The organism is Pseudomonas congelans, from assembly GCF_900103225.1.
Taxonomy (GTDB): Bacteria; Pseudomonadota; Gammaproteobacteria; order Pseudomonadales; family Pseudomonadaceae; genus Aquipseudomonas; species Aquipseudomonas congelans.
Genome location: NZ_FNJH01000006.1, coordinates 136,317 through 157,581 on the forward strand (window position 1 = coordinate 136,317; position 21,265 = coordinate 157,581).

The window sequence follows — 21,265 nt, forward strand, 5'->3', positions numbered from 1 at the left end:
TAAGGCCAGTGCGGCCGCAGGAAGCGGGCAAGTTTACTGCTATGCGCTGCAAACAACAAAGCCGCATCACTGCGGCTTTGTCGTTGTGAAGCAGACTGGCTTATTGATTGGCCAGTTTGTGCTCCAGATAGTGGATGTTGACTCCGCCTTCGCAGAAGCCTTCATCACGGGTCAGATCGCGGTGCAGCGGGATATTGGTCTTGATCCCGTCGACCACGATTTCGTCCAGGGCATTGCGCATGCGTGCCATGGCTTCTTCGCGGGTCGCGCCCCAGGTGATCACTTTACCGATCAGCGAGTCATAGTTGGACGGAACCTTGTAGCCGCTGTACAGGTGCGAATCGACCCGTACACCGTTGCCGCCCGGTGCGTGGAAGTGCTTGACCAGGCCAGGGCTTGGCACGAAGGTCTTAGGGTCTTCGGCGTTGATCCGACATTCCAGCGCATGGCCCTTGATGACCACGTCATCCTGGGTGTACGACAGTTTGTTGCCGGCGGCGATGCTGAGCATCTCCTTGACGATGTCGATGCCAGTGACCATTTCCGAAACCGGATGCTCCACCTGAACACGGGTGTTCATTTCGATGAAGTAGAAACGACCGTTCTCGTACAGGAACTCGAAAGTACCCGCACCGCGGTAGCCGATATCGATACATGCCTTGACGCAGGCAGCCAGAACATCCTCGCGCGCCTTTTCGTCGATGAACGGTGCCGGCGCTTCTTCCAGAACCTTCTGGTGACGGCGCTGCAGCGAGCAGTCACGATCGCCCAGATGGATGGCCTGGCCCTGGCCGTCGGAAATGACCTGGACTTCCACGTGACGTGGGTTGGTCAGGTATTTTTCCAGGTAGACCATCGGGTTGCTGAACCAGGCAGCTGCTTCGGCGCGGGTCTGGGACGCGGCTTCGATCAGGTCTTCTTCGCGATGAACCACACGCATACCGCGACCACCACCGCCACCGGCGGCCTTGATGATCACCGGGTAACCGACTTCACGACCAATGCGCAGAGCGATGGCTTCGTCTTCCGGCAGCGGACCGTCGGAACCGGGAACGGTCGGCACGTTGGCCAGCTTCATGGCGTCCTTGGCGGAAACCTTGTCACCCATCAGGCGAATGGTGTCTGCCTTGGGACCGATGAAAGCGAAGCCCGATTTTTCGACCTGTTCGGCGAAGTCGGCGTTCTCGGCGAGAAACCCGTAGCCCGGGTGAATCGCCGTCGCGCCGGTCACTTCGGCAGCCGAAATGATCGCCGGAATGTTCAGGTAGGACAGATTGGCCGGTGCCGGACCGATGCAGACGGTTTCGTCTGCCAGGCCCAGGTGCATCAGCTCGCGATCTGCAGTGGAGTGTACAGCGACGGTCTTGATGCCCAGTTCTTTACAGGCACGCAAGATGCGCAAGGCAATTTCGCCGCGGTTGGCGATCAGAACTTTTTCCAACATCGCAGGCTCTCCCCGGGTCAAACGATTGTGAACAGCGGCTGGTCAAACTCAACCGGCTGACCGTTTTCTACCAGGATGGATTCGATCACACCGCTGGCTTCTGCCTGGATGTGGTTCATCATTTTCATCGCTTCGACGATGCAGATGGTGTCGCCTTTCTTGACGGTCTGGCCGACTTCGACGAATGCAGGCGAAGTAGGCGCCGGGGTACGGTAGAACGTACCGACCATTGGCGACTTGACCACAAAGCCGTTCAGTTTCGGAGCCGATGGCACTTCTGCTGCGGCCGCAACAGGTGCTGCTGCCGGAGCCGGAGCGGCTGCAGGCGCAGCAACCGGAGCAGGTGCGTAGTAAGGCTGTGCCGGAGTCTTGCTGTGACGGCTGATCCGTACGGATTCTTCGCCTTCACGGATTTCCAGTTCGTCAATACCGGACTCTTCCAGCAATTCGATCAGTTTCTTGACTTTGCGAATATCCATCAATCATCAACTCCCAAGGTTCTGTAAGGGCAATTTGTCGACCGGCTCAAGCCATATGGTCAGCTTCAGGCTGGACTCGTCATGGCTTGGCACTGGCGGCCAGTTGTTCCAGGGCGGCCTCCAGGGCCAGTCGGTAACCGCTGGCGCCAAGGCCGCAGATCACTCCTACAGCGACATCTGAAAAGTAGGAGTGATGGCGGAAAGGTTCGCGTTTGTGCACGTTTGATAAATGCACTTCGATGAATGGGATGCTCACTCCCATCAGCGCGTCACGTATTGCAACGCTGGTGTGCGTAAAAGCGGCCGGATTGATCAAGATAAAGTCCACACCCTCACCGCGAGCGGCGTGAATGCGGTCGATCAGTTCGTACTCGGCGTTGCTTTGCAGATACATCAGATGGTGACCGGCATCGCGAGCCCGCTGCTCCAGATCCTGATTGATCTGAGGCAGAGTAATCGTGCCGTAGACCCCGGGTTCCCGAGTGCCCAGCAGGTTCAGGTTGGGTCCGTGGAGGACCAGGATAGTCGCCATTGCGTGTTCCTTTTATTGTCTGCGAGCGGTTTACGCCCGGCGACTATGCCGGAAGGGCAATGGACTGTCCAGTTAACAACAGTAGCCAGCACAATGAGCGATATTCGCGCAAAGTTTATGACTCAGGTCTCAGTTCTGGTCACTTGAGCTGTTCAGACGCTCGATCAGGCCTGCTGCGTCGATTTCGCCGACGACCCTGGCAGTTTGCAGTTCTTCGCCGTTTTTATCGAAGAAAAGTAGCGCTGGTGGACCAAACAGCTTGTACCGGTCGAGCAGGGCGCGCTGCTCTGCGTTGCTGTCGGTGATGTCGAAACGTACCCGTTGGTAACCCGACAGGCGGGCAACCACAGCCGGGTCAGGCAAGACTTCGTGTTCGATGACCTTGCAACTGATGCACCAGTCGGCATACCAGTCGAGTACCAGCGGTTTGCCCTCGCTCCGGGCTTCCTGCATCAAACGGTCCAGTTCGGCGGAGCTGGTGATCGTCTGCCACTGTGACTCCGACGTTGCCTGTGCTCCGTTATTCGCCGTGGCGTACTCGCGACCCAGCGGGCGCATTGGGTCGGTCTGTCCGGACAGCGCGCCGTACCAGCACGCCAGTGCATAGACCAGCAGTGCCAGCCCCAGCAACTGGGCGAGTTTCTGCCGTGTGGTTTTGACGTTGAATTCCAGTGCGCCGAGAAACAGTGCGACACCAGCCGATAACAGACCCACCAGCAACAGCGTGACCTGACCTGGCAGCACGCGGCTCAGCAGGCCGATTGCCAGTCCCAGTAGCAGCACGCCGATGGCGTTTTTGACCGTCACCAGCCAAGGGCCGCTTTTCGGCAGCCATGTCGCACCACCGGTGGCGATCAGCAACAGCGGCGCGCCCATGCCCAGCCCCAGCGCAAACAGTTTCAGAGCGCCGCCGAGCGCATCGCCGCTGGCGCTGATATACAACAGCGCGCCGGCCAGAGGCGCTGATACACAAGGTGATACCAGCAGGCTGGAGACCACGCCCAGCACTGCTGCACCCCACAAGGAACCACCTTCGGTCTTGCCGGCGACACGGTCCAGGCGAGAGCTGATCGATTGCGGCAGGCGCAGTTCGAAAGCGCCGAACATGGCTATGGCGAAGATCACGAAGAATGCCGAGAACGGCACCAGCACCCAGGCCGATTGCAATCGCGCCTGCAGGTTAAGGCCTGCACCGAACATTCCCATCAGCGCGCCCAGCAGGGCAAAGCACGCCGCCATTGGCAGTACGTAAGCGAGGGACAGGCTCAGCCCGCGCAACCCGCCAACCTGACCGCGCAGTACCACGCCGGACAGAATCGGCAGCATCGGCAGTACACAAGGGGTGAAGGTCAGGCCTACGCCGGCGAGAAAAAACAGCGCCAGCTCTTTCCAGCTCCAGGCTGCTGCTGCGGGTGCCCTGGCAGAGGCCTGGTCAGCCGGGCTGGCGGACGTATCACCAATGCTCAAACGCTCGGTTTCAGGTGGATAGCACAAGCCCTTGTCGGCGCAGCCCTGATACGTCACAGCGAGGGTGAAGGGACGCTGTTCACCGGGTTTGCGTGGCAGGTCGATATCGAGAATGCCGTGATAGACCTCGACATCGCCAAAGTACTCGTCGTGTTTCTGCTCGCCCTTGGGCAGTTGCGCTTCGCCAAGGCCGATGTCGGCAGGCTCGGTACGGAACTGGAAGCGGTGGCGATACAGGTAGTAGCCGTCGGTGGCGACCAGCCTCAGCTTGATCGACTCCGGTGTCGTTTCGATCAGGCTCAACTGAAAGGCCTGACGCACAGGCAGGAAGTCCTTGCTGTTATCCAGCGAGCCACCGCCCAGGGTGGATGAAGGACGGCTATCCAGCAAACCTGCACCGGAGGCGGGCAGGGCCAGGATCAACAACAAAAGGCATAAAAAACGGCGCATGGCAGTCTCGAATATCGAAAGTCCGCGCATGATAACGGAGTGCCCGACGGCGTGCCGAGAGCAGGTTGTAAGAGTGGGTTTCAGCAGGCCCGCGGTCGTGCCGAAATTATTTTCTGCCCGAGGAAAAGCTGCCACCAGCCTCCTGTTCGTAGAAATCCGGGATCTTGTATTTATACGTGTCCAGCCAGCGTTGCAGACTGAGGTCGCGCTCTGCTGCGGTATTGACCTGCGGTGTCGGCGATGCCGCCTTGCCGCTGGCCTGAAGCTGCAGCCAGGTCTCGGTCTGTCCGGTTTCAGAAGACGAAGTTTCACCTTTGTCCGCCCAGGCATCTCCTGCGCTCAATAGCAGTACACACCCGGTAAGTATGATGCGCTTCATGGCTGTACCTCTTGGGACTGACGTTCATTTTGCCCTGTCAGGCTCGCGATAGGCCGTGCAGATGCTCGCGGAGCAGCAAGGGGCTTTCTCAATTGCTCGGCACGCGCCTGTGCATCGGTCACCTGTTCAGGCGTCAGCCCGGCCCGCGATGCCAGTTCTGCGGCCTGGGTCCAGTTGTTCTGATAGATCAGCAGCGTGGCCAGGTTCAGCGCCGCCAGCGAGTCTGATTGTTTGAGCTCCATGGCCGTCAGGAACTGAAAGCGTGCCTGCTCCAGTTTCAGTTGGTTGAGGTAGACGACGCCCAGGTCGTTGCGGATCTTTTCATCCGTCGGTTGCAGCTTGCTGGCCATCAGCAGGTGTTGCTGTGCCAGCGCGTTGTCACCACGTGCTGCGGCCAGTTGCCCGAGGCCATGTTCGCCCTCGGCTGCCCGGCAGGTACCCAGCAGGCTGCGGTACAGCGGTTCGGCCTCGTTGCTGCCCAGAAGTCGCAACACCCGGGCCTTGCGCAGGCGAACCTCGCCCAGGCTGTCGGGCAAGCTTTCCAGGTTGGCAAGGCTGGCATGCAGGCGGCCTTCATCGGCCATGTTCTGAGCCAGATTCAGGGAGAACTCCTGATCCGAGGTCAGCTTGGGACACTGCCCCGGCTGAGCCGTGGTCTGCGTCCAGAGGGGGCGACCATCACTGGCGCATCCGCCCAGCAACAGCAGCCCGAGTAGTACGATCACTGGTTTCATTGCAATGCGTCCTTTCGTGCACGGGTAACACCGGGTCAACTGCCCAGTGCGCGGCTTATTGCCATAAATCCTGGCCCTGCCAGCACAATCAGCAGGGCGGGGAACAGAAACACCATCATGACCACCGACATCTTTGCCGACAGTTTGGAAATGTATTCCTGCAGGCGGGTCAGGCGTCGGTCGTCGATCAGTTGCTTGAGCGTGAGCAGGGACTTCAATGCGCCGCCGCCCTGATGAATCAGTTGATTGAGGATCACACAGGTGTCGCTCAGCTCGTCGACGTCCAGCAGGGCAGCGGTTTTTCTCAGTTCTTCACCCAGCTCCAGGCCGGAATCGACGCGCATCAGCACCACGCGGATTTCCTCGGACAGCACCGGCAGCAGGTCTTTACCTTCGTTGCTGAGTACCCGAAGCGCCTGCTCGACCGCCATGCCGGACTCGAACAGGATGCGCAGCAACGGAATAAAGGTAGAGATTTCCACCACCACTTGTTTCTGACGGCGCCGAGCCACGGCCGCCAGAATCCGCTTGGGCAGCAGATAGCCGGCGCCCAGGGCAAAGATCGGTGCAATGAGCGGTTGCTGGATGCCTTTGAAAAACAGCAATTGGCCCAGGATAACCATGGCCATCAGACCCACCGGAACGCCGACCTGGCAGGCCGCGAACAACGAACGTTTGCTGGCGCGCCGCCAGCCGATGCGGTTGAGCAGCATCTGGGTTTCCGAGTCCAGGGTGATGCTGCGTTGACCGATGCGTGTGTCGCCGAGCAAGCGCAACAGGCTGCCGATGCGACTTTCGCGGATTACCTGGCCCCTCAAGCGTCTGGCCACCAGACGTTCATTGCGACGTTGACGCGCTATGCCTGACAACAGCAGAAATGCGGCAGCGGCAAGCATCATGGCGGCGAATAACAGTTCCATCTCAAATGCTCCTCAACATGCGCCACAACACCACGCACCCCGTGACCTGCAGGGCGAAGGCCACGCTCAGCATGATCTTGCCGCTTTCGTCGTCCCACATATGCAGCAGATAGCTGGGGTTCACCGCCAGAAAGTAACCGGCCATGCTGATCGGCAGCAGGGCCAGCACTACTGCAGTCATGCGGGTTTCGCCGGTCATTGCGCGCAATTGGCGACCGGCCTGTTCCCGATCACGAATCAGCTTGATCAGGTTTTCCATCAGTTCGCTGGCATTGCCGCCATAGCGGTGATTGACCCGCAAGCCGATGGCGAACAGGTGAAACTCGTCGCGCTCATACAGTTCGGCAAAGTCCCTCGCCGCATCCGGCAGGCTGACGCCCAGTTGTACGTTACGCTCGATCCGGCTCATGCCGTCCTTGAGCGGCTGGTCGGTGGCGTCGATGCCATGCAGTACCGCGTCGGCCAGGGTTCTGCCGGACTTGAGGCTGCGCACGGTATGGTCGAGCAATTGCGGCAGTTGCTGGATCATGCGGCGCACGCGCACCTCATAGCGCCACGACACGAACACACGCAGTGTCAGAGGCACCGCCAGCAGCACGCTGAGGGCACCGACGACTCCGGCCGTTGCGTAGCCGATCAGTATCAGCAGCGCATACAGCGACAAGGCCAGGCCCATGCGTTTGGTCGGCTGTCCCAGCCCGGCGCGCAAAAAGGCCCTGTCCAGGTAGCTCCAACCGGTCTTTTCGGCCACGGGCTGCACTTGCCCGGCCATCAGCCGCTGCCGGACCCGTTCACTGGCTCCCTGATTGAGCGCCAGGTAGAACATGCGAATGGACGCAATAAACAGCAGCAAGGAGATCAGGCCCAGTACCAGAGACGCACTCATGCCGACTCCTTGAGCATGTCAGTAGCCGGGCCGCAGCTTGTCGCCAGCGGCGTGGGCCGCTTCGCGCATGAAGCCGACCCCGGTGCGACGATCAACGCGAAACAGGGTATTGGTGACATAGATGTCATCGCGAATGCCGACCACTTCCACCACTTCACTGACACAGCGGCGCCCGTCAGGCAGGCGCGTCAGCTGGATAATCACATCCAGTGCCGCGCAGACCATCTGGCGCAGGGTCTTTTCCGGGATCAGCCGCCCGGTCAGGCCCACCAGCGTTTCCAGGCGCAGCAGGGCATCCTGTGCATTGTTGGCGTGCACGGTGCTCATCGAGCCGTCATGGCCGGTGTTCATTGCGGTCAATACGTCCAGCACTTCGACGCCCCGAATCTCGCCGAGGATAATGCGGTCCGGGCGCATCCGCAGCGAGTTGCGGATCAGGTCGCTGGCGCGCACCTCGCCATGCCCTTCGGCGTTGGGCGGGCGGGTTTCCAGGCGCACCACATGCGGGTGACTGAGCTGCAGCTCGGCTACGTCCTCGATGGTCACCAGACGCTGATTACTGTCGATCAACTGGCTCAGCACGTTGAGCATGGTGGTCTTGCCCGTGCCGGTGCCGCCACTGACCAGAATGTTGCAGCGTTTGCCGACGGCTTCCTGAAAGAACTCGAAAATCGACTGGTCGATGGTCTGCATTGCGACCAGGTCCGCGCTCTTGAGCATGTCCTTGCGAAATTTCCGGATCGACAGGCAAGGGCCGTCCAGCGCGATGGGCGGAATGATCGCGTTGACCCGGCTGCCATCGGGCAGACGCGCGTCGACCATGGGTGAGGACTCGTCCAGGCGGCGCCCGAGTGGTGCCAGGATGCGTTGCATCACACGCTCGACATGGTGCGAGTCGATAAAGCGCAGGTCAGTGTGATGCAGCACGCCATCGCGCTCGACAAATACCTTGCCTGGCCCGTTGACCAGAATTTCCGTCACCGAGGTGTCGCGCAGCAGCACTTCCAGCGGACCGAAGCCGGTCAGTTCGTCGACCAGTTCTTCAGCCAGGCGCTCCATTTCGTAACGCGAAATGGCCAGCCGCAGACGTGCGACGTATTCGGCCACCTTGTCGATGACGAATTGCGCCAGGGCCGGTCGTGAGCCTTCCAGCAGGCTTTTGCCGCTTTCTTCCATGCCGTCGATGATGTAACGGTGCAGCACCAGTTTCAGGCCTTGCCCGTCGTCAGGCTTGCCTTGTGTACGCGATGAGACGCCAAACAGTTTCTCCGCCATTACCGGTTCCCCCACAGTCGAGCGAGCCAGCCCTGATCGGGCTTCTCGCGAGCCTCGGTATGCCGTGCCAGGTGCTCGCCAAGCCGCCGCAGCCCGGAGCACAGTGCGTCGCGTGAGGCCAGTTCGAACAGCGTCACGCCCTGATTCTTGGCGTTGAGGCGCAGCTCCGGTGCAAGCGGCAGTACTGCCAGCACCGGCAGACCGAAGGTTTTGCTTACGGTTTCGGAATTGGGCGCGACCGAGCGCTGATAGCGATCGACCAGCAGGCCGGCGTGCTGCATTTTCATGCCTTTTTCGCGCCAGTTGTTGAGCACTGTCAGGTTGCGTCTACAGCCCAATACGCTCTGGTCGGTGTACCAGAGCAACTGATCGCAATGGCTGACCAGCGAGCGCAAGGCTTCGCTGTCTGGCTGACCCACCAGGTTCACGACCACATGCTGAAAATGCTGGCGCAGTGCGCTGAGCAGCATATAAAGCTCGGCGGCACTGGACTGTTCCAGATGATCGTCGGCTTCGCTGTAGGCCAGAATGCGCAGGCCGCTTTCGCTGGTGGTGAATGCGCTGTCGATCAGCGTTGCATCGAGCCTGCGCAAGTGGCGCAGGGCGTCACCGAAGCTGAACGTTGATTCAAGACCGAGCATCAACAGGCTGTCGCCGCGTGGCAGGCCGAGGTCCAGCAGCAGCGTGCGCTGCCCACTCTTGTGCACGACCATCGCCAGGTGAGTCGCGATCAAGGCCCCGTCGTCATCACTTTGTACGCCGTACAGCACCGACAGGCCGCTCATGTTCGGGTTGGGCGTCACGGCGGGCAGGCGCTTGCTCAGGCGTCTGACCAGACCGGCGACTTCACTGGAACGCGACCCGTAGGCAACGAAGTCCCTGGCCCCAGCGCGCATGGCGTTGAGCACCAGCTGGTTATCCATGCCATCGCCGAGCGCAACGATGGCCAGCATCGGCTTGGCTTCCAGCGCACTTTCGATCAGGGCGCTCTGGGTCATCAAATGCTCACGGTCCAGGCCGACGAACACCACGCTGGCGAACGTCACGTCCACCAGCGCCAGCAGGTCGTCGAGGCTGCCCGTACCGGCACTGACCACTTGGCCCAGCGAGCCCAGAGCACTTTGCAGCCACTCCAGGTCGGTGTTGTTACGGGTGATTGCCAGGAAGGTCTGGCTCAGGCTCTGGCTCATTTGGATAACCCGTCGCGGCGGTCGAAATCGCCGTTTTCCAGAAAATACAGGCGCGGGAAACTCGGGTCATAGGTGCGCAATGCCTCACCCGGCAGCGACGGCAGTCGGGCGTTGGCGGCCAGTGGCTGGACGAGGTGCGGCGTGACGATCATCAGCAGTTCGCGCTCGTCGCGCTGGATCTGCGAGCTGCGGAAAAATGCACCGAGAATCGGGATGTCGCCCAGGCCGGGAAACTTGTCCACCGAGCCGCTGTTGCTGGAGCTGATCAGGCCGCTGACCACGAAGCTCTCGCCGTCGGCAAGCGCAATGCTGGTGTCGGTACGGCGAATGTTGAGTGCTGGCACGGTGGTCCCGGCGATGGTGATACCGGCCGAGAAATCCAGCTCGCTGACTTCCGGTGCGACCTTCAGCAGAATCCGGTCGCGACCCACGACAGTCGGGGTCAGGGTCAGGCGCACGCCGAACTCCTTGTACTCGATGGAGATACCGTTGCCCTCACCATTGGGCACCGGCACCGGGAATTCGCCGCCGGCCAGAAAGCTCGCGCTTTGCCCGTTGAGGGCGACCAGGCTGGGGCGTGCCAGGGTGTAGGCGTAGCCACTGTTTTCCATGGCATTGATCATGCCCAGCACCTTGCTGCTGCCACCGCCCCAGACAATATTGAAATTGCTGTTGTTCAGCGGAATGCTCGGTCTTGTGCCGCTGACGGTGCCGGGCGTGACGTTGACACCCGGCACCGTGCCGGGCGCGCCGAACAGAAAGTTGTTCGAGCCCTTGCCGAAGATCGAGGTACTGGCTTCCTTGAGTTTGGTGCGGCTGACTTCGATAAAGCGGATGTCCGTCTGCACCTGGCTGGGTAACTGCGCATCGGCAGACGGCGCGGTGACACTCTCGACCATGGCTGTCGTCGCCCGGCCGCGCACGAAGACCATGCTCTGGCGCGGCGCACTTGCGCAGGCCGTCCAGACCATCAGGCTGGTCGTCCCCTGCGCCACGCCGGTCAACAGAAAACCGTCGGTGCCGTTGACGTGCACATCGGCGATTTTCGGATCACCCACGGCGATGCGGGTAATGGGTACCGCAGAGCGCACCTCCTGTTGAATGCCCTGGTCGATTTCCACGGCCGCCGGCATCGCGGCAAGGCCTGCACAACTGCCGGGAGCGGCCCACGCGGCGGGCGCACACAGTGCCGCGGTGACTAACGCCAGCAAACGGGGTTTTATAACTGGCACGGAACAACAGCTCATCAAATGCAATCCTTGCTCAATCAGGGAGTTTGTTGCGTGATCTGGTTACCGCGTATGACCTCGACAGCGCGAGACGTACGCGGAGTTGCGCCTGCTGTTGGCGCGCTGGCCGGGCCGAGGCTCAACTGTCTGAAAACGACCAGTTGGCGGTTGGCCGAATCGAGTCGCTCTGCCGCGTCAGAGCCGCCGGCTTCGTTTGCCCAGTAATTTTGCAGGTTACCCTCGTCGGCGCTGCGCACGGCCAGACGCAGGACACCGGTTTGCGACGCCAGCATCAGACGCGCCACCAGGGCTTGCGGCACCGCGACCGTGACGGTTCGCGCGTTGATCCGCTGCTGCTCCTGCTTGAGGCGTTCGTCAGCATTGATGTCCTGCACCGGCTTGCCGTTGTGGTCCGGACCGAGCAGCCCGCCAACGCCGAGAATCCGCAGGGCGGGAACCACGACCTGGCTCGACCGATTCGGATTGCTCGCGTCTTCAGGCAGGTAAAGTAGTACATCCACGTAGTCGCCGGGGCTGAGTTGCCCGGAGGCGCCCGTCACCTCATCGACCTGCAGCGCCAGGGCCCGCTCGTGTGGCCGAATCATTCGCGCCAGTGTGCCGCCTGCTTCGAAATTGCTCTCCGTAAGCCAGCTTCCGGCGGTCAGCGTTCGCCAGCTGCTGCGGCCGACGATTTTATCGATGGCTTCAAAGCTCCCGGGCGGGGCGACCTTAAGGCGCTCGATGGTCAGGTCATCGGCCGTGATTGCGGTGTAGGCAGGGATATCCCTGGCCAATACCACGACGTTGTGACGCAGAGCGTCCTCGACGGGAGGCGTCGGCGGCGTCTGGATCGCTGTTTCGGTGGTGACAGGTTCGCTGGGCGGAATGACAACTGTAGGTGCCTCGGCTGGTTTGCTGACGGCGATCCCCAGATACCCGGCAATTAACGCCCCCAACAAAAACAGGACAGCAAGCACCAGGGTAATGCGACTGCTCATGGCAACTGTTCCCTTTGTCATCGCAGGACAACTTCAACACACGCGGCGCGGCAATTTCACCATCGAGTAATAGAGGACAAGGTCAAATGTCCGTTATGTGAAGGTAGCTCATGGCAATCAAAGCGCCATTCTGCTTTGGTATAAAAATGCTTTCGGATGAATGGCATAGCCGTTTCGGCAGTCTTTGTAACGGGTTGGCAAGACCTATAACTTTCCGGTTAATGCTTTGTTGAGATTGTGGGTTTTTTGATTGAAGGCAATGCTGATATTGCGAGGGATACATGCGCACGAAGGTTTATTGGCGCCACTGAAGGCGCAAGGAGAAATGAGATGTTCCTTACCCAGTTTTATGTCAGCGTCTACACGCGTATTCAGTCTTTTTTTAAGGACAAGGAGGCAGCATCGGCGATCGAGTACGCAGTGATCGTAGCTATGGTGGCGTTGGTGCTGTTTGCGTTCGTGACACCCTTGGGGGACGCTATCAAAGGAAAATTCAATGAAATTGTCACTGGATTGGGTGGTACGACGGTAAGTTAGTTGATTAATATGCTTTGAGTTTATTCCTGTTGAGATAACCACATGGCTGTCCACCCCATCCGCCAACAACTGCTTCTGGTTGATGACGAAGAGGACGCAAACGAGGAATTGGCAGAACTGCTCGAAAGTGAGGGGTTCTGCTGCTTCACGGCGTCTTCCGTCAAGATGGCCTTGCACCAGTTGACCCTCCATCCGGATATCGCGCTGGTGATCACTGACCTGCGGATGCCGGAGGAAAGCGGCATCCAGTTGATTCGTCACCTGCGCGATCACACCTCACGCCAGCATTTGCCCGTCATCGTCACCTCCGGCCATGCCGACATGGATGACGTCAGCGATCTGCTGCGCCTCCACGTGCTCGACCTGTTCCGCAAGCCGATCTATCACGTCCGCTTGCTGGAAACCCTCAACAACCTGTTTCCCGAGCCGAAGATCTTTCAGGTTCAGTGACGACAGGCTCGCGCCGTATAGCATGCTCACGCTGGAGCATGGGCACCAAGTTAAAGGGCTATCGTTCCTCCCGCTCCAGCGTGGGAATGCCTTTCGTGACGCTCTGCGTCACACCAGTCTGTGCTCACTCCACCACGCTGAATTCAACCCGCGCAGTCTGGCCGCTCTCGTCCAGCACGCTTAACTGATAACGCCCCGGTTTGCTCAGGGTGGGAGTGAAATCCTGTCTGGTGTCGGTTTCTGCCAAAGGTTTGCCATCGATAAACCACCAGCGGTGGCCGCTGCCGCCGAGTGCCGAGAGCGTGAGGCGTAAAGCCTGACGACTGGCGGCAGGCAGGCGCAGGTTGTCGCCTTCGCGGACACCGACAATGCTCAGTGGGGGCGCCAGGTTCAGGTTCTGCGGCGGGCAATCCGGGTCAGCAGGCGGCAGGCGTGCGTCGCGTCGTTCTGCTCTGGGCAGCCAGGGCTCAAGAGGCGCAGGCCACAGCGCGATCTCCTGCGCTCGGGCGTCCGGGCAATTGGCCGCGACGCGCAGCCCCTTGGCATTGACCCAGATATGCTCCTGCAAACCCAGCCCAAGCGGTTGGTCGGCCGCTTGCAGGGTTGGCGGTGTGGTGCCGTCCAGCGTCCATGCGAAGCGTTGGCGACGGCAATTCGGATCGCTTTTACTCATCGGTTGACCGAGCGGCCAGCAGATGGCGGCCACACCGACGTTCTGCGGCACGGGCTGGACGGGTGTGGCGATGCCGCGCTGACTGTCGCGATTGACCAGCACATCGTGGACCTGAAGCATCAGTGGCGCTGCCGAAGCCAGCCCGAACTGCCCTGGCACCGGTGTGCCATCCGGCCGACCGATCCAGACACCGACCAGGAAGCGCGGCCCGACGCCAATCGCCCAGGCATCGCGGAAGCCATAGCTGGTGCCGGTTTTCCAGGCCAGTTGCGGACGTTGTACCAATTCGGCGCGCGGGTCGATGTCCGGGCGCGACTGGCCACTGAGAATGCGTCGAATGATCCACGCAGCGCCCGGTGACATCATCCGCCGCTCACGCAGTCGGTCCTGCGGTTGCAGTCGAACATCGGCACTGCGCCCGCCGCGCGCGAAGGCGCTGTAGCCTGTCACCAGATCCTCTAGCCGACTGCCCGCGCCACCAAGAATCAGCGCCAGACTGGGCTCGGCCAGCGGCGGCAGGGTCAGGGGTACGCCGCCATTGCGCAGTTCGGCGGCGAAGCGTTTCGGCCCGTAGACCTCCAGCAATTGCACGGCAGGCAGGTTGAGGGACATCGACAGCGCCGAACTGGCCGCCACCGGTCCGCCGAAACCGCTCGAAAAGTTGCCCGGTCGATAATCGCCATAGCGGCGCGGCACATCCTGCATCAGGGACTCTGAATGGATCAGTCCGGCGTCCATGGCCATGCCGTACAGAAACGGCTTGAGTGTCGAGCCCGGCGAGCGCAGGGCGGTGACCATGTCCACATGGCCGAAACGCTTCGCATCGTTGATGTCCACCGAGCCGACGTACGCGCGCACGGCCATGTTTTCCGCCTCGACCACCAGAATCGCTGCCGACGTCCGCTCCGGGAGGCGTGCGCGCCAGCCCATCAGCAGGTCTTCCATACGCCGTTGCAGTGCGGCGTCCAGCGTGGTGCGGATCAATGGCGGGCTGTTGGCGCGATTCAGGCGTCGGGCCAGCAGCGGCGCAAGGCTCGGTTCCTGTCGCGGTGCCAGCCACAAAGGCTCTTCCAGTGCTTCGTTCACGCTTGCTTGTGGCCACACCTGAAACTCGGCCAGACGTCTCAACACCTTGTCGCGAGCCTGTTGAGCCCTTTGCGGGTGACGGTCGGGACGCAGGCGGCTTGGCGCCTGTGGCAGCACCGCCAGCAATGCTGCCTCGGCGCGGGTCAGGTTTTGCGGCGATTTGCCCAGATAAGCCCAACTGGCGGCTGCGACGCCTTGCAGTGTTCCGCCGAACGGGGCGCGATTGAGGTACAGACTGAGGATCTGATCCTTGGACAGGTGCCACTCTAGCTGCAGCGTGCGCCACAGCTGACGAAACTTGCCGGATAACGTACGTGAATGCGGATCGAGCAACCGCGCCACCTGCATCGACAGCGTACTGCCACCCGAGACTACACGGGCACCGCTGAGGTTTTGCCAGGTGGCGCGTAGCAGCGCCAGCGGATTCACCCCGGGATGGCTGTAGAACCAGCGGTCTTCGTAGGTCAGCAGGGCTTCGAGGTAGTAGGGCGAGACCTGTTCGTTGCTGACCGGATAGCGCCACACGCCATTGGCATCGGCAAAGCGCCATAGCGGCGTGCCGTCCTCGGCCAGTACAACGCGAGCCAGATCATCCCTGGGCAGTGGCAGCGGCCAGAGTCGGTCGGCCAGCCAGAGGAGGGCGATCAGCAGCATGATCGCGCCTGCCAGCCACTTGAATGTTCGCGGCAGGCGCAGAAGAAATTCAGGTTTCAACGCAAAGAGCCTTTATGATCCACGGAACCTGACACGCATTGCGACAGCCAAAGCGGACAGACCATTTTCTTCACGACCCCAATCAGGACGTACATATGCAGGTAGAAGGCTTTTTTGAATGGCTCGGGCAGGCCATCGGCGCGATCATTCGCTTCTTTGTCGACGGTCTGGCGTGGTTGTTCAACGGGTTTACCCATGCTGGGGGAAATTTTGTCGATGGCCTGTCTCGCACGCTGGGCATGGACACGTCGCTGATCAGCATCATCGCACTGGTCATCGGCCTGATGCTGCTGTATTCGGCGGTCCGCGCCTTCATGCGTGCCTCGATCATCCTCGGCATCATCTGGCTGGCGCTGGGCCTCTGGTTGCTGAGCTGGATCATTCATTGATGCGTTGAAACGCTGACCCGCCGCCATCGTGGGTGAGCGGGGCGACGCTTTCGCGAGCAAGCTCGCTCCTACTGGAGCTGCGGTGTGTCGGGGCAGTTGTGTATGGTGCCTCGATCGTTTCTGTGACGCACATCTGAGACACTTTTTGCTTTTGTAGGAGCGAACTTGTTCGCGAAGGCTCTGGTACGGGCGATACATCTTCAGCGGATGTACCGGCCCTTTCGCGAACAAGTTCGCTCCTACTGGAGCTGTGGTGTGTCGGTCCGTTTGCGAGCAAGCGTGCCCTCACTGTCACGCATTCCAGTCAGTAATCGATCATTTCCCCTTCACCACCATCTGCGCAGGCGCTTCGCCCAAGGCTTGCCAGTTCGGGCGGTACATGGATTCGACCTGCGGTGGCGGGACGCGGTAGGTGCCCGGGGTGACGGCTCGCGCCAGGTAGAGCAGATGCACGGTGCTGCTGCCCTCGATGTCCAGCGCGGCCACATAACGGTCGCCCCGATATTCCTGATGCTTGATCCCGGCGTTTTCCATCGACTCGCGGATGGTTTTTACCTCCTCGCTGGCGTCTTCCAGACTCGCCGCGCTCTGCGCCAGGTTCTGATTTTCCAGCTCCAGGCCCGCAGGCAGCAGGTCCACCACCAGTGCATCCGGCACGCGCTGTTTGGCACCGATCTCCAGGTGCACCAGCACCAGTTGCCCGGTTTTCAACGCGCCGATGTTCAGTGGCGCGCCGTTCAGGTTCAGGTACTCGCGGCGAATGCTCAGGTTCTCGCCACCCGCAGCAGGCGCCTGGGTTGGATAACCGGAGACGGTCAGTTGCTGGTAGAGCACTTCGCTGCTCTGGTTGTGCACCGAAAGCGGCGAGGCCAGCAGCGAACCGTCCAGCTTGAGGCCCGGCTGTCTGTTGCTCAGCTCGCGGGTTTCAGTGCCACTGGCGATGCTGGCGGTCCAGTCCTTTTCTGGTTTGCCCAGCAGGTTACGGCCAGCCATGAACAGTGAGTTGCTTTCCTGCGTGGACAGGTAACGATTGGCCGCCACCTCATCCGCCAAGGCGAACAGGCGCTCATCAAGCTTGTCTTTGGCGAGGTCGTTTTCTTCCAGCAATGCCAGTATCAACGCCTGATCACGCAGCGAGCTGCCGTAGTCAGCCAGCCATTCATTCTTGCGGCTGACCGCCAGACCCGCCATCAGGGCCTGGTCGGCGCGGGGTTTGTCGCCCATTTTCTCCAGCGCGACTGCCAGTTGCACCAGCGGCAGGCCGGAGCGCGCATCACTGCGTCGGTCGAACAGGCTGCGCAAGGCCGCGAGCGGGGCCTGCTGACTGCGCGACAGCACCAGCCCGGCATAGGCTTGCACGGCGAAGCGCGTATGTTCGGCGTTCTGGCTGTAATTGACCTGAATCTGACCGGCATCCTGCAAATACCGCAGCAGGCGTTCGCTGGCTTTCTTCAGCGCATCCGGGGGCACGGCAAAGCCCTGATCGCGAGCGCGCAGCAGGAAGTCGGTGACATATGCCGTCAGCCAGTATTCCTCGTCGCTGTCCGAGCCCCACAGGCCAAAACTGCCGTTGTAACGTTGCATGCCCAGCAGCCGCTCGATGCCGATCTCGACCTTGCGCTTGCGTTCGGCATCCGTTTCGCCGGTCAGGCCCAGGCGCTTGAGGGTTGCGGCATCGGCATACAGCGACGGGTACAGGCCGCTGGCGGTCTGTTCCAGACAGCCGTAAGGGTAGGCTTTCAGTGCGCGAATCTGTTCGCCAAGGTTCAAGGGCGGACGGCTCGACAATGACAGCAGTGCCTCACGACCGGCCGGTTCGAACGCTTCCAGCGCGCCTTCCGGCAGGCTCCAGGCCTGCTCATTGAGGGTGGCGCGGTAATGCTTGAGCATCGCCGGGTAGGCAGGGCGCACACCGATGGTCCATTCGCGGGTGAAGGCCGGCAGGTTTTCGCCCGGCAGGTCCAGACCTTCGACCCGCACCTTGATCTTGCCCTGACCAAGGCCGCCTTGCGCCAGTACCGGAACTTTCAGGGTGACACGCTGGCCCTCCTTGAGTTGCAGGGGCTTGCGCTGGTCGCCGCCCTGGATGCTCAACTGGCCCTCAGCGCTGATGTTCACGTCCAGCTTCTGTGCCTTGCCCGACAGGTTGGAGACGTCCAGCGCCACGCTGGTCTGATCGCCGCCCGCGAGAAAGCGCGGCGTCGACAGTTCGGCGATGATTGGCGCGGCAACTACGGTTTTCGCCTCGGCCATGCCGTAGCGGTCGTCGGTCCAGGCTTGGGCCATGATTCGCAGCTCGCCGTTGAAGTCCGGTATATCGACGCTGACCTCACCTTCACCGGCGTCATTGAGCGTCACCGGCGCACTTTGCAACGCCACGATGGTGACGCTGGTGTCCGGACGTTTACCGCCCTTTGCCAGCGCATCGCCACCGAACGCCATGCTTGCCAGGCGCCCCTGGCCGGCTTCGATCAGCTGACCGTAGATGTCCAGTTGGTCTGCTCCGTACTGCTTGCGGCCAAACAGGCTGGCAAACGGATCGGGCGTTGCGTAACTCGTGATGTTGAGGATGCCGACGTCCACCGCCGACACCAGCACATGGACCTGCTTGGGTACGCTGCCGTCAGCATTTTTGGCGGCGACCTTAAGAGTCAGTGGCTGTCTGGGGCGCATTTTCTCCGGTGCAGTGACCGTCAGCGCCAGCTTGCGCTGCGCCCGGTCCAGCGGCAGGTGCAGCACGCCCACGGCGCGCTTGGGTGTGACATTGGCCTTGCGTTCACCGGGGCGTATCACCAGAGCGGTGACGTACAGGTCGTGGCGCGCCCATTTTTTGTCCAGCGGGATGTCATACGATTTGCCTTCGGCAGGCACGTCGATTTCCTGCCACCACAGCGGGCCTTCACTGGACTCGATGAGCAGATAACCCTTGCCCGCAGCCGGCGGGGTGACAGTAACTTTCGCGGTGTCGCCATCGTTGTAGGCTGGTTTGTCCAGCGCCAGCTTGACCTGATCGGGCCTGACTGCGCCGCCGTCAGTGTTGTCCTGCCAGCGATAACCGGCCCAGAAGCGCAGGCTGCTGACCATCCCGGTGGACGGATCTTCGACCTCGACACGGTAAGGACCCCATTCGACCGGGAAGCTGACCTTGGCGGTGGCGTCCTTGGTGATGCTGACGGTTTCTTCGTTCAGGTTGAGGAATTTCTCGTTGAAGTGGTAACTCCAGCCATCACTGGCCGAGTAGTTCCAGTAGTAATCGCGGCGCTCGCGGACCAGCCGGACTTTCACGTTGTCAGCGGCCAGCTTGTTGCCCGCCGCGTCCGCCATGACGATTTCAAAATCGGCCGGGCCGTCGCCGTTGGTCTGCGCCTCGCCCTTGGCCTCGTCGTCGTAGTCGTCACTGCTTGTGCTGCTGCCGAACAGTGCGCGCACGCCGGGCAGGTGCTCGGCAGGCCAGATGGGCTGCACCAGACGACGGGTGATCGGACGCCCGCCGGACTCTTGCAGGCTTGCTTGCAGAATCAGTTGCAGTGGCGATTTGGCCTGCGCCCATGCGCTCTGCACGGTGATCGTGGAATGACCTTCGGCATCGAGGGTGACGGGCTCAAGCTCCAGATCATGCTTGAGGTCTTCTTCGATGATCGAACCGAACTGATAACCCGGCAGCTTCGGCACCGCCTCGCGCAGTGGACGGACATAGACCTGACCGGTCAGCGTATTGCCCGAAGCGGGGGCGCCATACAGGTAACGGCCGGTGATATCGAATTGCGGGTTGTCAGCAGGCGCCACCGGCGTGTCGCTGCCCTTGAGCTCCAGAGCCAGACGCTCGGGCAGGAAGTCCTCGACCTTGAACTCGTAGAGTTGCGGCTTACCGTCGCCCAAGTCGAACACCAGTTGCCAGCGTCCGGTGGGCGCTTCATCGGCAAGCGGCAATTGATACTGGTAGAACCCGTTGCTGTCGGCTTCCCAGACGAATTTGCGGCTGACCTGATCATCGGGACGGCGCACTTCGACGGTGATGGGCTGCGGCTTGACGCTGTTGCCGTCGCTGTCGCGCAGCAGGCCGTTGAGCAGCACGGTTTCGCCGGGACGATACAGGTCGCGTGGGCCAAAGATAAAGAACTGCAGCGGGTGAGCCTGCGGGCCGGAGATATCGAACTCGGCCAGGTCCAGCGCCGAGCTGTTGAGGCGCAGCATGCTGGTCTGTTCGTCTTTGTGCGCCAGTACTACGGCAGCCTTGGCGGGCAATGGCAGTTGCGCGTGGCCGTCGCTGTCGGTCTTGGCCTGGGCTACGACCTTGCCGTTGTCGTCATACACATCGACGCTGACATCACTCAAGGCCTTGCCACCCTCGAGCGCTTGAGTGAAGACATCCAGACGGTTGCTGTAACGGTGCACCGACAGGCCGATGTCACTGAGCGTCAACAGGGTGGCCGGCTGCGAGTAGCTGTAGGTGCCCGAGGCGCGCATCACCGCCAGATAAACCCCTGGCTGTTGCAGGGGTTTGATACCGGCAATCGGCAGCAGCAGGGTTTCACGGGTATTGCGCGCGGGCTTGAGGTCGAAGCGGCCGCTGTAGACCAGATCGGCCATGGGCAGCAGTTCTTCGGAGCTGTAACTGGACAGGCTGGACGCGCCGTCCCACTGGGCGAGGAAGTTCGGCATCGAATCGGGTTTGATCCGGAAGAACTCGACATCCACCTTGTCGACGTTCAGCGCGATCACCGGCAAGCCCTCGGCCAGACGGGTCGGCAGCAGGCTGCCGCGGCTGGCAAAACCGACAGAGGCCTGCAGGTCGCGGGTTTCCAGGCGGCTGATGTATTCGGCCGCAAGTTTGGCCTTGTTGACGGCCAGCAGCCCGGCATCGACGGTCAGGACCAGTTTGCGCTGCGGCTCCAGATGGCGCAGGCGCAATTCCATGAGGTTGTCCGACAGTTCCCAGGCGCCGTCGACCTTGCCGTTCTTGCTGTCCACCAGATGAAGTTTTTCGTCGAATTTCTGCTCAGGGTCGAGCGGGGCAGAGAAGCTCACCGACAGGGTGCTTGCGCCGTCGACCTGGATTTCCGACACGTCGATGACCGTCAGTTCGCGGCCTGCGTAGCGCTTGCTCAGCGCGGCGAGGTCGACAGCGGGTTTGGGCTTTGTATCGGTAACCGTTGCCTGGGTCGTGGATGCCGCGGCGGGCGCAGGTTTATCCGTGGAAGAAGAATCACAGGCGCTCAGCAGCGCAAGCGCGCAGGCCAGAAACAATCCTTTGTTTAACATGGGGGCACTCATCGGCAACGGTAGAGAGGGTGCGACTATATAACAGTCGTGATGACAAGTATTACTGTCAGATTGAACAGTAAGGTCACATATCGAACGGACTGACTATCGTGCCATTGCGCGTTGGCATTCAGCGGGTGGCGCAGAGCGTCACGAAATGCATTCCCAGGC

The 21,265-nt window shown here is 61.2% G+C and carries 17 protein-coding genes; 3 read left to right on the forward strand and 14 right to left on the reverse strand.

Translation table 11 applies throughout. The features are described 5' to 3' along the window. Positions 1-100: 100 nt before the first annotated feature. From accC to cpaB, 12 genes are all read right to left on the reverse strand, one after another. The gene (gene accC / locus BLR20_RS19760) at positions 101-1,444 is read right to left on the reverse strand and encodes an acetyl-CoA carboxylase biotin carboxylase subunit (protein WP_004412001.1); all 1,344 of its coding nucleotides are present in this window, start codon (positions 1,442-1,444) and stop codon (positions 101-103) included. Between the two features lie 17 nt (positions 1,445-1,461). After that, positions 1,462-1,923: an acetyl-CoA carboxylase biotin carboxyl carrier protein gene (gene accB / locus BLR20_RS19765; protein WP_010427311.1), complete on the reverse strand. Its 462-nt coding sequence runs from the start codon at positions 1,921-1,923 to the stop codon at positions 1,462-1,464. 79 nt (positions 1,924-2,002) lie between these two features. Next, positions 2,003-2,455 carry a type II 3-dehydroquinate dehydratase gene (gene aroQ, locus BLR20_RS19770; RefSeq protein WP_002555369.1) on the reverse strand — a complete coding sequence of 151 codons (453 nt, stop codon included), beginning with the start codon at positions 2,453-2,455 and terminating at the stop codon, positions 2,003-2,005. A 129-nt stretch (positions 2,456-2,584) separates the two neighbouring features. Next, complete coding sequence (locus BLR20_RS19775; RefSeq protein WP_268873238.1) at positions 2,585-4,372, reverse strand: protein-disulfide reductase DsbD; 1,788 nt, start codon at positions 4,370-4,372, stop codon at positions 2,585-2,587. 106 nt (positions 4,373-4,478) lie between these two features. After that, the gene (locus BLR20_RS19780; protein ID WP_010427307.1) at positions 4,479-4,751 is read right to left on the reverse strand and encodes a DUF3613 domain-containing protein; all 273 of its coding nucleotides are present in this window, start codon (positions 4,749-4,751) and stop codon (positions 4,479-4,481) included. Then, on the reverse strand, positions 4,748-5,485 hold the full coding sequence (locus BLR20_RS19785) for a tetratricopeptide repeat protein (RefSeq protein ID WP_054993278.1): 738 nt from the start codon (positions 5,483-5,485) through the stop codon (positions 4,748-4,750). Before BLR20_RS19785 ends, BLR20_RS19780 begins: the two co-directional genes overlap by 4 nt. A 35-nt stretch (positions 5,486-5,520) precedes the next feature. Beyond that, entirely contained in the window at positions 5,521-6,405 is an 885-nt protein-coding gene (locus tag BLR20_RS19790) for a type II secretion system F family protein (protein ID WP_010427304.1), read from the reverse strand. Between the two features lies 1 nt (position 6,406). Next, on the reverse strand, positions 6,407-7,291 hold the full coding sequence (locus BLR20_RS19795; protein ID WP_003419403.1) for a type II secretion system F family protein: 885 nt from the start codon (positions 7,289-7,291) through the stop codon (positions 6,407-6,409). Positions 7,292-7,309: 18 nt separating this feature from the next. Then, the gene (locus BLR20_RS19800) at positions 7,310-8,566 is read right to left on the reverse strand and encodes a TadA family conjugal transfer-associated ATPase (RefSeq protein WP_003313926.1); all 1,257 of its coding nucleotides are present in this window, start codon (positions 8,564-8,566) and stop codon (positions 7,310-7,312) included. Next, positions 8,566-9,756, reverse strand: a complete 1,191-nt coding sequence (locus tag BLR20_RS19805) for a CpaE/TadZ family protein (RefSeq protein WP_010427300.1) — start codon at positions 9,754-9,756, stop codon at positions 8,566-8,568. Before BLR20_RS19805 ends, BLR20_RS19800 begins: the two co-directional genes overlap by 1 nt. Continuing rightward, a complete protein-coding gene (locus BLR20_RS19810; RefSeq protein ID WP_054993277.1) occupies positions 9,753-11,003 on the reverse strand; it encodes a type II and III secretion system protein family protein in 1,251 nt (416 codons plus the stop codon). The genes BLR20_RS19805 and BLR20_RS19810 overlap by 4 nt, the downstream gene beginning before the upstream one ends. A gap of 20 nt (positions 11,004-11,023) precedes the next feature. Then, positions 11,024-11,983, reverse strand: a complete 960-nt coding sequence (gene cpaB / locus BLR20_RS19815; protein WP_054993276.1) for a Flp pilus assembly protein CpaB — start codon at positions 11,981-11,983, stop codon at positions 11,024-11,026. Between the two features lie 330 nt (positions 11,984-12,313). Between cpaB and BLR20_RS19820 the strand changes: the two genes are divergently transcribed. Continuing rightward, positions 12,314-12,520, forward strand: a complete 207-nt coding sequence (locus tag BLR20_RS19820) for a Flp family type IVb pilin (RefSeq protein ID WP_032615612.1) — start codon at positions 12,314-12,316, stop codon at positions 12,518-12,520. A 42-nt stretch (positions 12,521-12,562) separates the two neighbouring features. After that, on the forward strand, positions 12,563-12,970 hold the full coding sequence (locus BLR20_RS19825) for a response regulator (RefSeq protein WP_032615610.1): 408 nt from the start codon (positions 12,563-12,565) through the stop codon (positions 12,968-12,970). 124 nt (positions 12,971-13,094) lie between these two features. Here the strand turns inward: BLR20_RS19825 and pbpC are convergent, their stop codons facing one another. Beyond that, positions 13,095-15,443 carry a peptidoglycan glycosyltransferase PbpC gene (gene pbpC, locus BLR20_RS19830; RefSeq protein WP_054993275.1) on the reverse strand — a complete coding sequence of 783 codons (2,349 nt, stop codon included), beginning with the start codon at positions 15,441-15,443 and terminating at the stop codon, positions 13,095-13,097. 95 nt (positions 15,444-15,538) lie between these two features. On the opposite strand from pbpC, the gene BLR20_RS19835 reads away from it, so the two are divergent. Continuing rightward, entirely contained in the window at positions 15,539-15,832 is a 294-nt protein-coding gene (locus tag BLR20_RS19835; RefSeq protein WP_003307908.1) for a hypothetical protein, read from the forward strand. A 315-nt stretch (positions 15,833-16,147) separates the two neighbouring features. Here BLR20_RS19835 and BLR20_RS19845 read toward each other — a convergent pair whose 3' ends face one another. Further along, positions 16,148-21,094, reverse strand: a complete 4,947-nt coding sequence (locus BLR20_RS19845) for an alpha-2-macroglobulin family protein (RefSeq protein WP_054993274.1) — start codon at positions 21,092-21,094, stop codon at positions 16,148-16,150. Between the last annotated feature and the right edge of the window lie 171 nt (positions 21,095-21,265).